This window comes from Pseudonocardia sp. TMWB2A (genome assembly GCF_017312135.1).
The window spans coordinates 5740137-5756574 of the sequence record NZ_QKQY01000002.1; the positions used below are offsets into that span (position 1 = coordinate 5740137).

The window sequence follows — 16438 nt, forward strand, 5'->3', positions numbered from 1 at the left end:
GATCTCGAAGGGGGTCGGGGTCAGGCCCGGCCGAGGGCCACGTTCGCCAGCCGCTCGCGGCGGGCCATGTTCTCCCGCGGGGTGAACTGCGGGGTGACGTAGCGGGCGAACAGCTCCAGCGAGCGGTTCCAGCGGTCGGTGGTCACCCAGTCCCGGGTGTTGATGAGGAAGGTGCCGAAGCCGCCGGTCTGCTCCTCCAGCTCCCTGATCGACCGGATGCAGTCCTCCGGGCTGCCGACGATCCAGGGGATCTCCTCGACCATCCACTCGAAGGTGAGGTCGGCGTCGTCCATCCCGTGGCCCTTCTTCATGAGGGCGCCGAGGCCGAGGCCGAGCAGGTACTCGTAGGAGCGCCGCACGCCCTCCCGGATCTCGTTCATCGCCTGGTTGCGGGAGTCGGAGACGTAGACCTCGCGGCTGACCCGCCAGTTCCGCCGTGCCTCGGCGGGGTCGAGTCCCGCCTGCTCGGCGGCGCCGACGAGCGCGGCGGCGTGGGCGGCGAGGTCGGGCGCGTCGGTGTAGCCGCGGTTGTCGGTGGGCGCGAAGTACACCGAGAGCGCCTTCCAGCCCTTCTCGCCGCACCGCGCGTAGTTGTGGGTGCCGGTGAGCCCGGCGATCGCGAACGGCGGGACCTCCTGGTAGGGCCCGACCTGCAGCTGGCGGTTCTCGTACTTCCAGTAGAGGCCCTCGTAGCTGACCGGCTCCTCGGAGGTCAGCAGCTGCCAGATGATCTCCAGCGCCTCGTTCGTGCGCGGCTTGGCCTCGGAGCGCTCCAGCCCGAACAGGGCCTGGTCGGTCGGCAGCCCGCCGCCGCCGAAGCCGTACTCGAGACGGCCGTGGGTGAGGTGGTCGAGGAACGCGAGGCGCTCCGCCACCTGGAACGGGTCCTGGTAGGGCAGGTTGACCACGCCGGTGCCGAGCCGGATGCGGCTGGTGACCGCGGACGCCTTGGCGATCATGTACTCGGGCACCGGGACGTTCTCGAAGCCGCCGGTGTGGTGCTCGCCGATCCAGTACTCGTGGAAGCCCAGCTTCTCCGCCAACACGATGTCGTCGATGTCCCGGTCGTAGGACAGCGTCCAGTTCTCGTGCGGGGGGTGCTCGGGCATCGTGAACAAGCCGAACCGCATCGGTCGGACCTCCTGGCCGCACTCGACCGGCGTAGCCTCGTTGCCAAACGCCGGGTTGTTTTCAGTTCGGCAAACAGTGACCTGGTTCACCTGAGCTGTCAAGAACTCCGTTCGTAACGGGGCAGACCGCCCCTGTGCGTCGTTGATAACTGACCCACGGTTTGTTTTCATGGCGGGACACCCGACCCAGGAGAGCCGCCCGTGCCGCACGCCGACGCCGTCGACCCACGCCCCCGTTCCGAGCTCGACGCCGACGGGACGTGGCGGCTCGCCGGGCTGCGCTGTCCGGGGTGCGCGGCCGTCTCCGCCCACGTGTGGCCGCGGTGCCCGGCGTGCGGCGGACCGGTGGAGCGGGCGTCGTTCGGTCCGGGCGGCACCGTCTGGAGCAGCACCGTCGTCCGGATCCCGGTCGCCGGGCGGGAGCCGCCCGTCGCGCTGGCCTACGTGGACCTCGACGACGGGCCACGCGTCCTCGCCCACGCTCCGCTCGGACCGGACGCGCCGCCGGTCGGCTCCCGGGTCGTGCTCGTCGCGCCGACCGCGGCGGGCGACCCGGCGGTCGGCACGGTGCCCGGTACCGGCGCGGGGGTGGCGTCGTGACCGGGGTCGCGGTGCACGGCGTCGGCACCTCCCACTTCGGGCGCAGGCCCGACCGGGACGCCGTCGCGCTCGTGCACGACGCGGTGTCCGAGGCGCTCTCCGACGCCGGGGACCCGGCGCTCGACGCGGTCTGGGTCGGCACGGTGTTCGGCGCGCCCGGGGTGGCCCAGCGGTCGCTGCGCGCGCTCGGGATCACCGGGATCCCGGTGGTCACGGTCGAGAACGCCTGCGCGAGCGGGACGACGGCCTTCGCCGAGGCCTGCGAGGCCGTCCGCTCCGGCCGGTACGGGCGGGTGCTCGCGCTCGGCGTCGAGCGGATGAGCGCGGCGTTCGACGGCGCGATCACCCCCGAGCCGTCCGACCCGGAGCAGGCCTCGGGCCTCGCGCTGCCCGCCCTCTACGCCATGAGCGCCGCCCGCTACCTGGCGCTCGGCGCCGTCACGCACGCGCAGCTGGCGGCGGTGTCGGTGAAGAACCACGCGCACGCCCTGCACAACCCCCGCGCCCAGTACGCGGGGTCCTACACCGTCGAGCAGGTGCTCGGGTCCCGCATGATCAGCGACCCGCTGACCCTGCTGCAGTGCTGCCCGACCTCCGATGGCGCCGCCGCGGCGGTGCTCGGACCGGCCCGCGGGACGGGCCGGGAGGTGGCCGTGCGCGGGGTGGCGCTGCGCAGCGGCGCGCCGTGGAACGAGCGGTCGCCCCACGTGTGGGGGTACGACCTGACCCGCGACACGGCCGCCGACGCGCTCGCCGCCGCCGGCCTGGACTCGGTGTCCGACGTCGACGTCGTGGAGATGCACGACGCCTTCACGATCGGCGAGATCGTCACCGTCGAGGCGCTCGGGCTGGTGCCCCCCGGTGCGGGCGGACGGGCCGCCGAGACCGGCCTGACCGCACTCGGCGGCCGGCACCCGGTGAACCCGTCCGGCGGGCTGCTCTCCCGTGGCCACCCGCTCGGCGCGACCGGGCTCGCCCAGGTCGCGGAGATCGTGTGGCAGCTGCGCGGCGAGGCGGCGGCCCGGCAGGTCGAGGGGGCCCGGATCGGGCTGGTCGAGACGATGGGCGGCGGCGTCTCGGTCCTCGACGGCAACGCCTGCGTCGTCGCCGTCCTGGAGGCACCGTGACCACCACCCCGCCCGACGCCGCCCCGTTCGACGCCGACAGCGCCGACCTGCTCTCCGCGGAGGCCGTGGCCGACCCGTACCCGCTGCTCGCCGCGCTGCGCGAGCACGACCCGGTGCACTGGAGCCCGCGGTACCGCTCGTGGTTCCTCACCCGGTTCGACGACGTCGACGCCGCACTGCGCGACGTGCGCTTCTCCTCCGACCGGATCGCCCCGTACCGGCGGGCCAAGCTGGACCGTCCGGGCGCCGACCCCGGGCTCCGCTACGCCTTCGGGGTCCTCGAGGAGTGGATGGTCTTCAAGGACCCGCCGGACCACACCCGGCTCCGCAAGCTGCTCAGCCGCGGGTTCACCCCGCGGGCGGTCGCCCGGATCCGGCCGCGGGTCGAGGAGCTCGCCGACGAGCTGCTCGACGCGGCGACGCCCTCCGGCGCGGGCACCCTCGACGTCGTCCGGGACTTCGCCTACCCGCTGACCGCCTCGGTCATCGCCGAGATGCTCGGGGTCCCCCGGCGCGACCAGGACGACTTCAAGGTCTGGTCGGACCGGATCACCGGCCTGGTGTTCGGCGGTATGGGCGACGCCGGGCGGCACGCCGACGGGGCGAGCGGGATGGCCGAGCTGACCGGCTACCTGGCGGACCTGGTCGCGGCCCACGAGCGCCAGCCCGCCGACGACCTGCTCTCGGCGCTGATCAGCGCGCGCGACGAGCACGACTCGCTGAGCCACGACGAGCTCGTCGCCACCGGGGTGCTGCTGCTGTTCGCCGGGCACGAGACCACCACGAACCTGATCGGCAGCGCGGTGCTGGCGCTGCTGCGCCACCCCGGGCAGCGCGCCCTGCTCGACGCCGACCCGCAGCGGTGGAGCGGCGCGGTCGAGGAGGTGCTCCGCTTCGACGGTCCCGCCAAGACCGTCGCGCGGGTGATGGCGCAGGACGTGGAGCTGCGCGGACGGACCCTGCGCCGCGGGGACCGGGTGTTCCTCAGCCCCTCGGCGGCCAACCGCGACCCGGCGGTGTTCGAGGACCCGGACAGCTTCGACATCACCCGCCGGCCGGGCCGCCAGCTCGGCTTCGGGGTCGGGCCGCACTACTGCCTGGGCGCGCCGCTCGCGCGGCTCGAGGCCGCCGTCGCCGTGCCCCGGGTGCTGGCACGGCTGCCCGGCCAGACCGTCGACGAGGACGGGCTCCGCTGGGCGCCGGTGCTGCTGTCCCGCGGGATGGAGCGGCTGCCCGTGCTGCTCGACCCGGGTCCGCCGGACGCCCGGTGACCGGGGAGGATGGGCGGGTGACCGACCCGCCGGCAGCGCTCCCCGGCGGGTTCCGGCTGGACGGCCGGGTCGCCGTCGTCACCGGCGCGTCGTCCGGGCTGGGTGCCTGCTTCGCCCGGGTGCTGGCCGGTGCGGGCGCCGACGTCGTACTGGGCGCGCGCCGGGCCGACCGGCTGGAACAGGTGCGGCGCTCGATCGCCGACACCGGGCGCCGCGCCGTCGCGGTCGTCACCGACGTCGCCGACCCGGACCACTGCGAGCGGCTCGTCGACGCCGCCGTCACCGGGCTGGGCCGCATCGACGTCCTCGTCAACAACGCCGGCACCGGCTACGCCGCCCGCGCGGAGACCGACGACCACGGGCGGGCGGCCGCGCTGCTGGAGGTCAACCTGCTGGGGGCCTACGCGATGGCCGCGGCCGCGGGCCGGCGGATGATCGACGCGGGCCGCGGCGGCGCGATCGTCAACGTCTCCTCGGTGCTCGGGCTGACCGCCGGCACCGTGCCGCAGGCGGCCTACTCGGCGTCGAAGGCGGGGCTGGCGGGGCTCACCCGGGACCTGGCGGCGCAGTGGGCCCGGCACGGCGTCCGGGTCAACACGCTGGCTCCCGGCTGGTTCGCCTCGGAGATGACCGGCCCGCTGCTGGAGCACCCGCGCGGGCGCGACGCCGTCGTCGACCGGATCCCGCTGGGCCGCCTCGGCGAGCACGACGAGCTGGCCGGGCCGCTGCTGCTGCTCGCGTCGCCGGCGGGGTCGTACCTGACGGGCACGACGCTGTGCGTCGACGGCGGCTGGACGATGCACTGAGCGGGAAGGGGTGAGCTGATGCCGCGACCGAGTCGCTGGCCGGACCTCGTGCGTGCGGCCGGGGAGGAGTTCCGGGAGCACGGGTACGACAACGCGACGCTGGAGAGCATCGGGGCCCGGGTCGGGATCCTGAAGGGCAGTGTCTACAACTACGTCGGCAGCAAGGAGGAGCTGCTGCTCGCCGTCGTGGACCGGCCGGCGCAGGCGCTGCTCGCCGAGCTCGACCGGCTGCGGGCCGACACCGACAGCAGCGTGGCGATGCGGCTGCGCGAGCTGATCCGGACCCAGGTCCGGATCTTCTCCGACTACTACCCGGCCGCCTTCGTGTACCTGCAGCACGTCGGGCGCTTCCGGTCGCCGGTCTTCGCCCGGTTCGACGACATGGACCGCCGCTACATCGCCGCGGTCGAGTCGCTGCTGGCCGAGGGGGTGGACAAGGGTGAGTTCTCGCTGGCGGGCTCGCCCGCCGTGGCCGCCCGCGCCGTCGTCGGCATGCTCGACTGGATGCAGCACTGGTTCACCCCGCAGAGCGGTGAGGCCGACGCGCGCCTCGCCGACGAGCTCTTCGCGATCGCGCTCGGGGGCCTGCTCACCGCGGGCGGGGTGCACAGCCTGACCCGCGGACTCCCCTACGAGGCCCCGCCGCAGCCCTGACACCCGTTCCGCACCGGGTGCAGGGCCGCGGCGGGCCCTGCGCGGGCCTTCTCAGCGGAGCCCGGGGCGGGCCAGCACCTCCGGGCGCAGCAGCCGGGCCAGCTCGTCGGCCGGGATCAGGCCCCGTTCGACGACGAGCTCCACGACCCCGCGGCCCGACGCGAGCGCCTCCTTCGCGATCTCGGTGGCGGCGGCGTAGCCGATCGTCGGGTTCAGGGCGGTGACCAGCCCGATCGAGTTCTCCACGTAGCCGCGGAGCACGTCGGTGTTGGCCGTGATGCCCGCGACGCAGCGGGTCGCGAGCGTCCGGCACGCGGCACCCAGGTGCGTGATCGACTCCGACAGCGAGTGCAGGATGATCGGCTCGAACGCGTTGAGCTGCAGCTGTCCGGCCTCGGCGGCCATGGTGACGGCGACGTCGTTGCCGATCACCTCGAAGGCGACCTGGTTGACCACCTCCGGGATCACCGGGTTGATCTTCCCGGGCATGATCGAGGACCCGGCCTGGACCGGCGGCAGGTCGATCTCGTTCAGACCGGCGCGCGGGCCCGAGGACAGCAGCCGCAGATCGTTGCAGGACTTCGACAGCTTCACCGCGATCCGCTTGAGCACACCCGACAGGTGCACGAACGCGCCGCAGTCCTGGGTGGCCTCCACCAGGTCGGCCGCGGTCCGGACCGGCACCCCGGTGATCTCGCCCAGGTGCCGGCAGGCCGCCTCGGCGTAGCCGGGCGCGGCATTGAGACCGGTCCCGATCGCCGTCGCGCCGAGGTTGATCTCGTGCAGCAGCGCCGCGGCCTCGGTGAGCCGCTCGCGGTCCTCGCCCAGCATCACCGCGTACGTGCCGAACTCCTGCCCGAGGGTCATCGGCACGGCGTCCTGCAGCTGGGTGCGCCCCATCTTGAGCACGTCGTGGAACTCGACGGCCTTCGCGGCGAAGGCGCGCTCCAGCACGTGCATCGACTCCGACAGCTCGCGCGCCGCCAGGATCGTCGCGACGTTGACCGCGGTCGGGTAGGCGTCGTTGGTCGACTGGGACATGTTGACGTGCTCGTTGGGGTGCACGACGTCGTAGCGGCCGCGCTCGTGGCCCAGCAGCTCCAGCGCCCGGTTCGCGACGACCTCGTTGGCGTTCATGTTCGTCGAGGTGCCCGCACCCCCCTGGATGACGTCGACGACGAACTGGTCGTGCAGGGCCCCGCCCCGGATCTCGGCGCAGGCGGCCACGATCGCGTCGGCCACCTCCGGATCCAGCAGCCCCAGCTCCCGGTTGGCCAGGGCCGCGGCCTCCTTCACCGCCGCGAGCGCCTCGATCAGGTGCGGGTAGACGGCGATGGTGGTGCCGGTGATCGGGAAGTTCTCCCGGGCCCGGGCGGTGTGCACGCCCCAGTAGGCCTCGGCGGGGACGTCGCGGTCGCCGAGCAGGTCGTGCTCGTGACGGACGGCGCTCATGCGGTCTCTCCTTCGGCGGTGGCCAGGGGGCCGGTGACCCGCAGGTCGGTCCGACCCGGCGGGAGGTGGACGCCGCACCGGGCGAGTGCGGCGGTGACGACGGGGCGCAGGGCGCGCAGCCCGCCGTCGGCGATCTTCACGGCGACGGCGGTGCCGTCCGGCAGCGCGGCGACGGTGACGGCCTCGAAGCCGTCCTTGGCGAGCAGGCCGGGCACCGCCCGCATCAGCGCGGTGACCGGGCGCCGCGATCCGCCGACGAGCTCGGGGTGCCGGCGCATCCCGGCCGCGACCAGGCCGTCCGGGGACTCCGGGTCGGCCGTCACGAGCCAGGCCAGCGCGCCGGCCAGCCCCCGCAGCGAGACGGCGAACAGCGGTGCCCCGCAGCCGTCGACGGCGGTCCGGGCGACCGGGGCGCCGGTGAGGTCCTCGACGGTCTCCCGGATCGCGGTCTGCAGCGGGTGCCGCGGGTCCAGGTAGCCCTCGGTCGGCCAGTCGCGCAGCAGACAGGTCCGCAGCATCGCGGCGTGCTTGCCGGAGCAGTTCTGCGCCAGCTGCGACGCCGACCGGCCCGCGGCGAGCCAGGCGTCCCGCTCCTCGGGGTCGTAGGGCAGGTCGGCGGGGTTGCCCAGCGCGCCGATGCCGATCGGGCCGAGCAGCGCCCGGACGGCGCCGAGGTGGGCCTGCTCGCCGGAGTGGCTCGCGGCGGCGATCGCGAACCCGGACGGACCGGGTCGCAGCCCGAGCCGGGCCATCGCCGCGGCCTGCAGCGGCTTCGCCGTCGAGCGGGGGTAGAACGCGACGTCCGGGTCCCCCGCGGCGAACAGCGTCGAGCCGTCCGGGGCGAGCACCACGACCGAGCCGTGGTGCACCCCCTCGACCATGCCGTCGCGCAGGAGGTGCACCAGCGGTTCGTGGGCCGGTACCCCGATCCTCGGCGGGGCGGCCAGCTGGGTCATACCGTGTCGTCCTCTCTGTCGTCCGTGCTGTGGTCCGTGCTGTCGTCCGCGCCGAAACCGGTCCGGTCGAACGCGGACATGTCGATGCGGTTGCGGACCGCGTACCAGCCCGCGACCAGGGCGCCGACGATCACCGGCAGCCCCATGAGGGTGATCCTGCCGACCTCGTCGAAGGCCATGAGCACGACGACGGCGGCGAGGAACACCAGCGTCGCGACGTGCGTGTACGGCGCGCCCGGCAGCCGGAACGCGGGCCGCTCGACGCCTTCGCGGCGGCAGCGGCGCACGAACAGCAGGTTGCTGATCATGATCGTTCCCCAGGTGCCGAGGATGCCGATCGCGGCGAAGTTCAGGACGATCTCGAACGCCTGCGCCGGGACCACCGCGTTGAGCCCGACGCCGAGCACGCAGATCGACGAGGTCAGGAGGATGCCGCCGTAGGGCACCCCGCGCCGGCTCATCACCCCGGTGAAGCGGGGTGCCGACCCCGACGCCGCCATCGAGCGCAGGATCCGGCCGGTCGTGTAGAGGCCGGCGTTGAGGCTCGACAGCGCCGCGGTGAGCACGATCAGGTTCATGATGCTGTCCGCGCCGGGCAGCCCGAGCCGGGCGAGCACGGTGACGAACGGGCTCTCCCCGGCGGAGTACTCCGTCCACGGCAGCAGCATCGTCAGCAGCACCACCGAGCCGACGTAGAACAGCGCGATCCGCCAGACGATCGAGTTGATCGCCCGCGGCATGACCTTCTCCGGGTGCTCGGTCTCTCCGGCGGTGACGCCGACCATCTCGATCGCGGCGTAGGCGAACACGACGCCCTGCACGATGAGCACCGCGGGCAGCAGCCCGGCCGGGAGGATCCCGCCGTTCCCGGTGATCAGGGACGGTCCGGGGGTGACCCCGTCGATCGGGGTCTGCGTCGCCAGCAGCCAGATGCCCAGCAGCATGAACGCCACCAGGGCGCCGACCTTGACGATGGCGAACCAGAACTCCAGCTCGCCGAACAGCCGCACCGACACCAGGTTGACCACGAGCACGACGGCCAGCGCGACCAGGGCGAGGACCCACTGCGGGACCGGGGTGAAGAACGACCAGAAGTGCGCGTAGAGCGCGATCGCGGTGATGTCGGCGATCCCGGTCGTCGACCAGTTGAGGAAGTACATCCAGCCCGCGACGTAGGCGCCCTTCTCCCCCATGAACTCCCGGGCGTAGGACACGAACGCACCCGACGAGGGCCGGTAGAGGATCAGCTCCCCCAGCGCCCGGACCACGAGGAACGCGACGACGCCGCAGACCGCGTAGACCAGCGCGAGCGCCGGTCCCGCCTGGGCGAGGCGGCCGCCGGCACCGAGGAACAGCCCGGTCCCGATCGCCCCACCGATGGCGATCATGTGGATGTGCCGGGCCCGCAGGTCCTTGCGGTAGCCGGAGTCGCCACGGTCGGCGACGGGGGCGGGTCGCGTCCCGGTCACCGGGTCACCCCGCCCTCGCGCACGATCCCGGCCAGGGTCTGCTCGACGTGGCCCAGGTGGGCGGTCATCTCGGCGACGGCGCGCTCCTCGGAGCGTTCGGCGATCGCGGCGACGATCCGACGGTGCTCGGCGTTGGACTGCTCGCGCCGGTCGCCCAGCTTGTTCAGGAACGACGACTGCGCGGCCAGCGCCTCCCGGATCTCCTCGATGACCTTGGCGAACGCGGGGTTCCGCGACGCCCGCGCGATCGTGATGTGGAACAGCGAGTCCAGGGCGACCCAGGTGGCGTCGTCGGTCTCGGCGTCCATCCGGCCGACCAGGTGCCACAGCTCGTCGAGGTCGGCGTCGTCGTGCCGCACGGCGGCGTAGCCCGCGACCGGGATCTCGACGTGCCTGCGGACCTCGAACAGGTCACGGGCGCTGTAGTCGCCGAAGGTCGGGTCGTCCGTCGGACCGGTCGCGACGACGAAGGTGCCGCGCCCGGTGCGCGACTCGGTGAGCCCGAGCGCCTGCAGGCCCCGGAGCGCCTCGCGGACCACCGACCGGCTGACCTCGAACTCCGCGCTCAGCGCCGCCTCGGCGGGCAGCTTGTCTCCGACCTCGTACTCACCCCGCTCGATGGTGGCTCGCAGGTGGGACAGCACGGCCTCCATGGCGCTGACGCGACGGGGACCACGCTGTCCGGCTGTCCGGCTGTCTGACAGGTTCACGGTGCAAGAGAGTGACGGGGAGGGGCGCCGCTGTCAAGAACCGGGGCCGGCCGGCCGAGGGCCGACCGGCCGCAGTCGACCGGTCTCCGCCAGCCGGTCTCCGTCAGCCGGTCTCCTCGGCCAGCGCGACGAGGATGCCGTCCGGTCCCCGTACGTAGGCGAGCACGTGCGCCCCGCCGAACGGCACCACGTCGCCGACCGGCACGGCGCCGTGCCCGCGCAGCCGGGCGAGGGTCTCCGCCACGTCGGTGACCGCGAACATGATCCGCCGGATGCCGAGCACGTTCACCGCGGCGCCCGGGTCCCCGGCCGGCGACGACGGCGACCCGAACCGCATGAGCTCCAGCCGGCCGTGCCCGTCCGGCGTCCGCACGACGGCCATGTCGCACTGCACGCCGTCGAGCCCGACCAGCCGGTCCACGTCCGGGCCCGCCACCGTCGCCCGGCCCTCCTCCGCCAGGCCGAGCGCGCCGAAGAACGCGACCGCCTCGTCGAGGTCGGTGACGACGACGCCGACGTTGTCCATCCGCAGCACGCTCATGATGTCCTCCCGATCGCGCGGCCCCGGTGGCCGCGTCCGTCCCGGGGACGGAGCCGGTCCCCGGTTCTCGACATGTCTCAGCCGAGGATCTCGACCAGCCCGCTCCCGCCGTCCACCCGGACCCGCTGACCGTCCCGGATCAGCCGGGTCGCGTCCTCGACCCCGACCACGGCGGGCAGGCCGTACTCGCGGGCGACGACGGCGCCGTGGGTCATCCGCCCGCCGACCTCGGTGACCAGCCCGGCGATCGTCACAAACGCCGGTGACCAGCTGGGGTCGGTGTAGGTGGTGACCAGCACGTCCCCGGGTTCGAGTGCGGCGCCGGACAGGTCGGCGACGACGCGGGCGCGGCCCTCGACCGTCCCGGCCGACACCGCGAGCCCGGCGAGCGCTCCGGGCGGCACGTCGTCGCGGTGGTAGGAGCCCTGCAGGCACTCGCCGTCGGAGGTCAGCACCCGCGGCGGGGTCAGCGCCTCGTACGCGGCGAACTCCGCCCGCCGGGCGCGCACCAGCGCGAGGTCGGCGTGCCCGGTGCGCGAGACCTGCTCCAGCTCGTCGAACCGCAGGTAGTAGGCGTCGGTGCGGTCGTCGAGCACCCCGGCGGCGACGAGCCGGTCGGCCTCGGCGAGCAGCGCGGCCCGGTAGACCGCGTAGCGCGAGACCATGCCGAACTTGGGGAACTCGCGGTAGCCGATGAAGGTCCGCAGCCGGTCGATCATCAGCGCCGTCCGCGCGGCCCGTGCCTCGCCGTCGGTCCCGGCCCGCAGCCGGGCCAGCAGGTCGTCGCGGGTGGCCTCGGCCTCGCGGCGGCCCTGCTCGAACCGGCGGCGCCCGGCGCCGGGCTCCTCGCCGTCGACGTGGCCGAGGATCAGCGGCACGAGCGCGGCCGGGCGCTCGTGCCACCGCGGCCGGCTGATGTCGATCTCGCCGACGCAGCGGGCCCCGTAGGCGTCGAGCCAGCCGACGATCGCGTCGCGGGCCACCGTGCCGCCCTCGACCGACCCCAGCGCGTCGAGCACGTCCTCCCGTCCCTCGCGCAGGAGCGCCACCGCCGCCGGGTACGGGCGGACCGCGTCGGCGACGTCGAGCAGCGCGAGCCCCATCTGCGAGGTCACGTTGTCGGGCACCGACCGGGTCAGCACGTCCGACGGCCGCTCCCCCAGCCACTCGCCGACGTGCTCGTCGATCCAGTACGCCGCGTCCATCGCCGTCATGAACACCCGGGTGCTGCGCGGGTTGTTCAGCCGCGCCCGCAGCTCAGGGATGTCCGCGCGGACGGCGGCGAACAGCTCCGGCCCGACGCGGCCGGAGATCCTGCGGGCCGCGTCCGCCACCGAGGCCCGGACCTCGGCGACCAGCTCGGCGACGAGCGCGGGGTCCGGGTCCAGCGGCTCGGAGGTCGGCGCGCCGTGCACCGGGGCGGGCGTCGCCGGGTCCTCGCCGAGCGGGACCGCGCCGCGGTCGAGCACGGTGCGCAGCGCGTCGGTCATCAGCGGGTCCGACCGGCCCATCACCGCGAGCAGGCCGTCGCGACCGGAGAGGGTGCCCAGCGCGGCGGTGACGTCGACGAACAGCCGCCCGCCCGCCTCGGCCATCGGGCGCGGCGTCGTCATCTGCCAGAACGACAGCCCGAGCGGGCGCATCGCGTCGGTCATCATCTGCTGGTAGCCGACCGACAGGTAGACGTGGAGGCGGTCGTCGTCGGTGTCGGGGACCGGGAACAGCGTGGTGATCGGGCGGCTCTGGACGACCTGGAACCGGCCGCCGGACAGGCACCACTCGACGTCCTGCGGGCCGCCGAGCCCGGCCTCGATCGTGCGGCCGAGGCGCGCCAGCTCCAGGACCTGGTCGTCGGTGAGCAGCGGGGAGTCGTCGTGCGGGCCGAGCCGCTCGGTCCGGATGCCCCCACCGGGCGCGGGCCGGACCGCGACGGTCCGCGGTGCGGCGCGCCGGTCGACGACGGTGCCGTCGCGCACCGTCCACCCGTCCGCCGCGACCAGCCCGGACACCAGTGCCTCACCGAGCCCGGGCACCGCCTCGACGACGGTCGCGGTCCGGTCGGAGGTCACCGGGTCGGCGGTGAACAGCACCCCGGACACGTCCGGGACGACCATCTCCTGGACCACCACCGCCATCGCGACGGCGCGGTGATCCAGGCCGCGCCGCCGGCGGTAGGCCACGGCGCGGTCGGTGAACAGCGACGCCCAGCAGTCCCGCACCCGGTCGAGCACGGCGTCGGCGCCCACCACGTTCAGGTAGGAGTCCTGCTGCCCGGCGAACGACGCCGTCGGCAGGTCCTCGGCGGTCGCGCTGGAGCGCACCGCCCACGCCGTCCCGGCCGGGGACCGACCGACCGCCGCGGCGACCGCCGCCGCGACGTCGTCGGGGACCGGCCGGGACGCCACCAGCCCGCGGACCTCGGCGGCGACCGCGGCGAGCCCGTCGGCGTCGTCGGCGGGCAGGCCGGCCAGGCGGTCCAGCAACGCGTCGAACCCGGGCGCACCCTCCACGACGGCCCGGTAGGCGCCGGTGGTCACGCACCAGCCGCCCGGGACCGTGATCCCCGCCGTCCGGGTCAGCTCCCCCAGGTGCGCGGCCTTCCCCCCGACGACGGCGAGCCGGTCCCGGCCGACCTCGCCCAACTGCAGCAGCACCCCGTGCACGCCCACCCCCGTGTCACCACGACGCCGCAGGTCACGGCGCCGGGCGCAGAGTCTGGCGCGGCCACCGGGTCTTGCCGCAAGTCCCCCGCTGCGTTATACGTTGACCATGGCGGGAGGGACTCCCGCCATGGCTGTCAGCGGCAGGTGGGCGTCGTCGGCAGGTCGGCGAAGCGGGCCTGCAGGAACGCCAGCGCACGGGCCTGCCCCTCCGGGTACCCGCCGAGGTGGCCGGGGACGGGCGACGGCCGGAACTCGACGTCGGCGCCGCGGGCGCACCAGCGCTCGGCGAGCTCCTCGCCCTGGCCGAACGGCACGATGTCGTCGGCGACGCTGTGCACGATCAGCACCGGCGCCTCGGGGGTGCGACGCCCGATCAGCTGCTCGTCGACCCGGCTCGCGAAGGGCTCCTCGTCGAGGAACGCCGAGATCGGGCGTCCGTCGGCGGACAGCGACTCCGAACGCAGGCCCGGGTAGCGCAGCGCGGAGTCCTGGGTGCACTGCTCGCGCAGCTCGGCGACCACCTGCCGGCCGCGGTCGTTGAGCAGGTCCTGCACCCCCAGGTCGGGGTAGGCGGCGTCGAACCCGGACACCGCGTAGCCGAGCAGCGCGACGGCGGGGCCGCCCTCCAGGGCCCGGCCGGTCGCACGCAGGTCCGCCGGCGGCGCGCCCGCGTAGGCGCCGACGAGGTTCAGCTCGGGGGCGTACTCCGGGGCCAGCTCGACCGCGGCGGCCGACGCGCCACCGCCCTGGGAGTAACCGTAGAGCGCGGTCGGGGCGTCCTCCGGCACGCCGACACCGGCCCGCTGGGCGGCGCGCGCCACGTCGAGCAGGGCGTGCGCCTGCGCGGCGCGGTTGACGTAGGTGTGCTCGCCGGGCGTGCCCAGGCCCTCGTAGTCGGTGACGGCCACGGTGTAGCCGCTGGTCAGCAGCGCACCGATCGCCGGGGCCTCGTACTCGGTACCGGCCTGCAGCTGCCGCGACGGCGCGCAGCGGTCGGCGAGCCCCTGGGTCCCCGCGGCGAAGCCGACGACCCGGGTCGGCCCGAGCGCCGGGACGAGCGGGGTGAGGACGATCCCGCTCACCGTGATCGGCCGGTCGTCGGTGTCGAGGCTGCGGTAGAGGATCCGGGTCGCCGTCGCGGCGGGCACCGTCGGGGTGAGGACCCGCTCCGCGGACACGACGTCACCCGGCGCACCCTCGCCCCCCGGTCCGTCCGGCGAGGCCAGTGCCTGCGGCACCGCGACCACCGCCGCGACGACCGCCACCACCCCCGCCACGACCGTCGCACGCAGCCTCGTCCTCATGCCCGTCCCCCTCCGCAGATGATCTCCACTGGGCTGAACGAGCACCCGTCCGCCGGGGAACGGGGGACGAAGGTTGCGAAACGGCAGCGGCGGGTGATCCGTGCCGCGACGAGCGGCACGCAACGGCACCCGGTGCCACAATCGAGGGTGAAGATCGGGTACACGCGGGAGGTCACCGTGGATCATCGGGTACGTGTCGCACGAGGAGCCCTGCGCGGTGTGCTGGCCCTGCCGAAGCCGGTGAAGCGGGCGATCGCCGGCCCGCCCGTCCGTCGCGACGGCCAGCAGCTCGACCTCGACATCCAGCTCCTGCTGCGGCTGCTCACCCCGCGCCGGCCGCAGCCGGTCCCGCCGCCGGAGCAGATGCGGGCGGGCCAGTCGTTCGTCGACCGCGTCGTCGCCGGGCCCGAGGAGCCGGGGGTGCGCCGCGAGGACCGCACGGTCCCCGGCGCGGTCGCCGACCTGCGGGCGCGGCTGTACGTGCCGCCGCCGGGACCCGACGTCGTCGACGGCGCGCTGCTCGTCTACGTGCACGGCGGCGGTTTCGTCGCGGGCGACCTGGACACCCACGACGAGCTGTGCGCGACGCTGGCCGCCGAGTCCGGCGCCCGGGTGCTGTCGGTGGACTACCGGCTGGCGCCCGAGCACCCGTTCCCGGCCGCCGTCGACGACTGCCTGGCCGCGTTCGCGCACGTCACGGCGCACCCGGAGGAGTTCGGGGCGGCCCCGGGCCGGATCGCGGTCGGCGGGGACTCCGCCGGGGCGAGCCTGGCGCTGACGGTGGCCCGCGAGACCAGCCGCGACGGCGCCGACCCGGCCGGGCGTCCGGTGTTCTGCCTGGCGTTCTTCCCGGTCACCGAGCTCGACGGGCACACCCGCTCACGCGAGCTGTTCGGCGACGGGTTCCTGCTCACCGGCGAGGCGATCGCGGCGATGGCCGGCTGGTACGTGCCCGAGGCGATGCGCGACGACCCACGGCTGCGGATCGCCGAGGGCGACCTGTCCGGGATGCCGCCGGCCTACGTCGCGACCGCCGGGTTCGACCCGCTGCGCGACGAGGGCGAGCACCTGGTCACCCGCATGCGGGAGGCGGGCGTCCCGGCGACGCTGCGCCGCCACCCCGACCTCGTGCACGGCTTCGCGACCTCGCTCGGGATCGGGGTGCGGCCCCGCCAGGCCGTCGCCGAGGCCGCCGGGGCGCTCCGGACGGCGTTCGCCCTGCTCGCCTCCCCGGTCCCGGCGCCCTTACCGGATCCGAACACGAGCAGCACCCGGTCCTGATCTACGGGGAGCACCGTCGGTGAGGTCCCGGCCGCACCGGCCGGGCTCGACAGGAGGAACCCGATGCGGACCAGGACGAAGTGGATCACCGGCGCCGCGGGCGCCGCACTGGCCACGGCACTGCTCGCCACCGGCGCGGGCGTGGCCTCGGCGGCCTCCGGTACCTCGGCACCGGCCACCACGAATGCCGCCGACACGAAGACGTGCGACCGGCTGCCGCACGCCATCGCCCGGATCGACAAGCAGACCACCCGGATCGGTGGCGACGCCACCGTGAAGGGCTCGACGGCCTGGATGCAGGCGCGGGAGCAGGCGGCCCGGACGGCCGGGCACACCGCCGAGGCCGACGTGCTCGCCGCCCGGATCTCGGACCAGGCCGGGCGGACCAGCGCACTCGGGACGCTGCGCGGCCAGCTGGAGCACGTCCAGCAGACGGACTGCGGCGGTTCCTGACCGGTCCCCGGCCCGGCGGTG

At 74.7% G+C, this 16438-nt stretch carries 15 protein-coding genes; 7 read left to right on the top strand and 8 right to left on the bottom strand.

Annotated elements, in window-relative coordinates:
* Nucleotides 1–20 precede the first annotated feature (20 nt).
* Nucleotides 21–1130, bottom strand: coding sequence for an LLM class flavin-dependent oxidoreductase (locus DMP17_RS41305; protein ID WP_226350052.1), 1110 nt, complete (start codon nucleotides 1128–1130; stop codon nucleotides 21–23).
* A gap of 201 nt (nucleotides 1131–1331) precedes the next feature.
* Between DMP17_RS41305 and DMP17_RS41310 the strand changes: the two genes are divergently transcribed.
* Genes DMP17_RS41310 through DMP17_RS41330 form a run of 5 tightly spaced genes read left to right on the top strand, consistent with a single transcriptional unit; the run spans nucleotide 1332 to nucleotide 5588 of the window.
* A complete protein-coding gene (locus DMP17_RS41310) occupies nucleotides 1332–1730 on the top strand; it encodes a Zn-ribbon domain-containing OB-fold protein (protein WP_226350051.1) in 399 nt (132 codons plus the stop codon).
* Complete coding sequence (locus tag DMP17_RS41315) at nucleotides 1727–2857, top strand: thiolase family protein (RefSeq protein WP_337832384.1); 1131 nt, start codon at nucleotides 1727–1729, stop codon at nucleotides 2855–2857. Before DMP17_RS41310 ends, DMP17_RS41315 begins: the two co-directional genes overlap by 4 nt.
* Complete coding sequence (locus DMP17_RS41320; protein WP_226350049.1) at nucleotides 2854–4128, top strand: cytochrome P450; 1275 nt, start codon at nucleotides 2854–2856, stop codon at nucleotides 4126–4128. The genes DMP17_RS41315 and DMP17_RS41320 overlap by 4 nt, the downstream gene beginning before the upstream one ends.
* 17 nt (nucleotides 4129–4145) lie before the next feature.
* Nucleotides 4146–4934 carry an SDR family NAD(P)-dependent oxidoreductase gene (locus DMP17_RS41325; protein ID WP_226367483.1) on the top strand — a complete coding sequence of 263 codons (789 nt, stop codon included), beginning with the start codon at nucleotides 4146–4148 and terminating at the stop codon, nucleotides 4932–4934.
* A gap of 18 nt (nucleotides 4935–4952) precedes the next feature.
* Nucleotides 4953–5588, top strand: coding sequence for a TetR/AcrR family transcriptional regulator (locus DMP17_RS41330; protein ID WP_226350047.1), 636 nt, complete (start codon nucleotides 4953–4955; stop codon nucleotides 5586–5588).
* Between the two features lie 51 nt (nucleotides 5589–5639).
* Here DMP17_RS41330 and aspA read toward each other — a convergent pair whose 3' ends face one another.
* The 7 genes from aspA to DMP17_RS41365 all read right to left on the bottom strand — a co-directional run bounded on the left by aspA (nucleotide 5640) and on the right by DMP17_RS41365 (nucleotide 14683).
* On the bottom strand, nucleotides 5640–7040 hold the full coding sequence (gene aspA, locus DMP17_RS41335) for an aspartate ammonia-lyase (RefSeq protein ID WP_226350046.1): 1401 nt from the start codon (nucleotides 7038–7040) through the stop codon (nucleotides 5640–5642).
* Nucleotides 7037–7996: an asparaginase gene (locus DMP17_RS41340; protein WP_337832385.1), complete on the bottom strand. Its 960-nt coding sequence runs from the start codon at nucleotides 7994–7996 to the stop codon at nucleotides 7037–7039. Before DMP17_RS41340 ends, aspA begins: the two co-directional genes overlap by 4 nt.
* Nucleotides 7993–9384, bottom strand: coding sequence for an amino acid permease (locus tag DMP17_RS41345; protein ID WP_226350623.1), 1392 nt, complete (start codon nucleotides 9382–9384; stop codon nucleotides 7993–7995). Before DMP17_RS41345 ends, DMP17_RS41340 begins: the two co-directional genes overlap by 4 nt.
* A gap of 77 nt (nucleotides 9385–9461) precedes the next feature.
* Nucleotides 9462–10118, bottom strand: a complete 657-nt coding sequence (locus tag DMP17_RS41350; protein ID WP_226350044.1) for a FadR/GntR family transcriptional regulator — start codon at nucleotides 10116–10118, stop codon at nucleotides 9462–9464.
* Nucleotides 10119–10278: 160 nt separating this feature from the next.
* A complete protein-coding gene (locus DMP17_RS41355; RefSeq protein ID WP_226350043.1) occupies nucleotides 10279–10716 on the bottom strand; it encodes a VOC family protein in 438 nt (145 codons plus the stop codon).
* Between the two features lie 77 nt (nucleotides 10717–10793).
* On the bottom strand, nucleotides 10794–13379 hold the full coding sequence (gene rph / locus DMP17_RS41360; RefSeq protein ID WP_337832386.1) for a rifamycin-inactivating phosphotransferase: 2586 nt from the start codon (nucleotides 13377–13379) through the stop codon (nucleotides 10794–10796).
* 134 nt (nucleotides 13380–13513) lie between these two features.
* Nucleotides 13514–14683 (bottom strand): lipase family protein, encoded by a 1170-nt coding sequence (locus DMP17_RS41365; RefSeq protein WP_337832387.1) that lies wholly within the window; start codon nucleotides 14681–14683, stop codon nucleotides 13514–13516.
* A gap of 219 nt (nucleotides 14684–14902) precedes the next feature.
* Here DMP17_RS41365 and DMP17_RS41370 point away from each other — a divergent pair, with 219 nt between their 5' ends.
* Both DMP17_RS41370 and DMP17_RS41375 read left to right on the top strand, forming a co-directional pair.
* Complete coding sequence (locus tag DMP17_RS41370; RefSeq protein WP_226367487.1) at nucleotides 14903–15964, top strand: alpha/beta hydrolase; 1062 nt, start codon at nucleotides 14903–14905, stop codon at nucleotides 15962–15964.
* A 63-nt stretch (nucleotides 15965–16027) separates the two neighbouring features.
* Nucleotides 16028–16417 (top strand): hypothetical protein, encoded by a 390-nt coding sequence (locus tag DMP17_RS41375; protein WP_226350039.1) that lies wholly within the window; start codon nucleotides 16028–16030, stop codon nucleotides 16415–16417.
* The last annotated feature ends 21 nt before the right edge of the window (nucleotides 16418–16438 follow it).

Bases quoted from the DNA above. Each gene is read 5' to 3' on its own strand.
- DMP17_RS41365 (WP_337832387.1), bottom strand. From the start codon at position 14,683: ATGAGGACGAGGCTGCGTGCGACGGTCGTGGCGGGGGTGGTGGCGGTC.
- DMP17_RS41345 (WP_226350623.1), bottom strand. From the start codon at position 9,384: ATGATCGCCATCGGTGGGGCGATCGGGACCGGGCTGTTCCTCGGTGCC.
- DMP17_RS41305 (WP_226350052.1), bottom strand. From the start codon at position 1,130: ATGCGGTTCGGCTTGTTCACGATGCCCGAGCACCCCCCGCACGAGAAC.
- DMP17_RS41350 (WP_226350044.1), bottom strand. From the start codon at position 10,118: ATGGAGGCCGTGCTGTCCCACCTGCGAGCCACCATCGAGCGGGGTGAG.
- DMP17_RS41375 (WP_226350039.1), top strand. From the start codon at position 16,028: ATGCGGACCAGGACGAAGTGGATCACCGGCGCCGCGGGCGCCGCACTG.
- DMP17_RS41340 (WP_337832385.1), bottom strand. From the start codon at position 7,996: ATGACCCAGCTGGCCGCCCCGCCGAGGATCGGGGTACCGGCCCACGAA.
- DMP17_RS41330 (WP_226350047.1), top strand. From the start codon at position 4,953: ATGCCGCGACCGAGTCGCTGGCCGGACCTCGTGCGTGCGGCCGGGGAG.
- DMP17_RS41355 (WP_226350043.1), bottom strand. From the start codon at position 10,716: ATGAGCGTGCTGCGGATGGACAACGTCGGCGTCGTCGTCACCGACCTC.
- aspA (WP_226350046.1), bottom strand. From the start codon at position 7,040: ATGAGCGCCGTCCGTCACGAGCACGACCTGCTCGGCGACCGCGACGTC.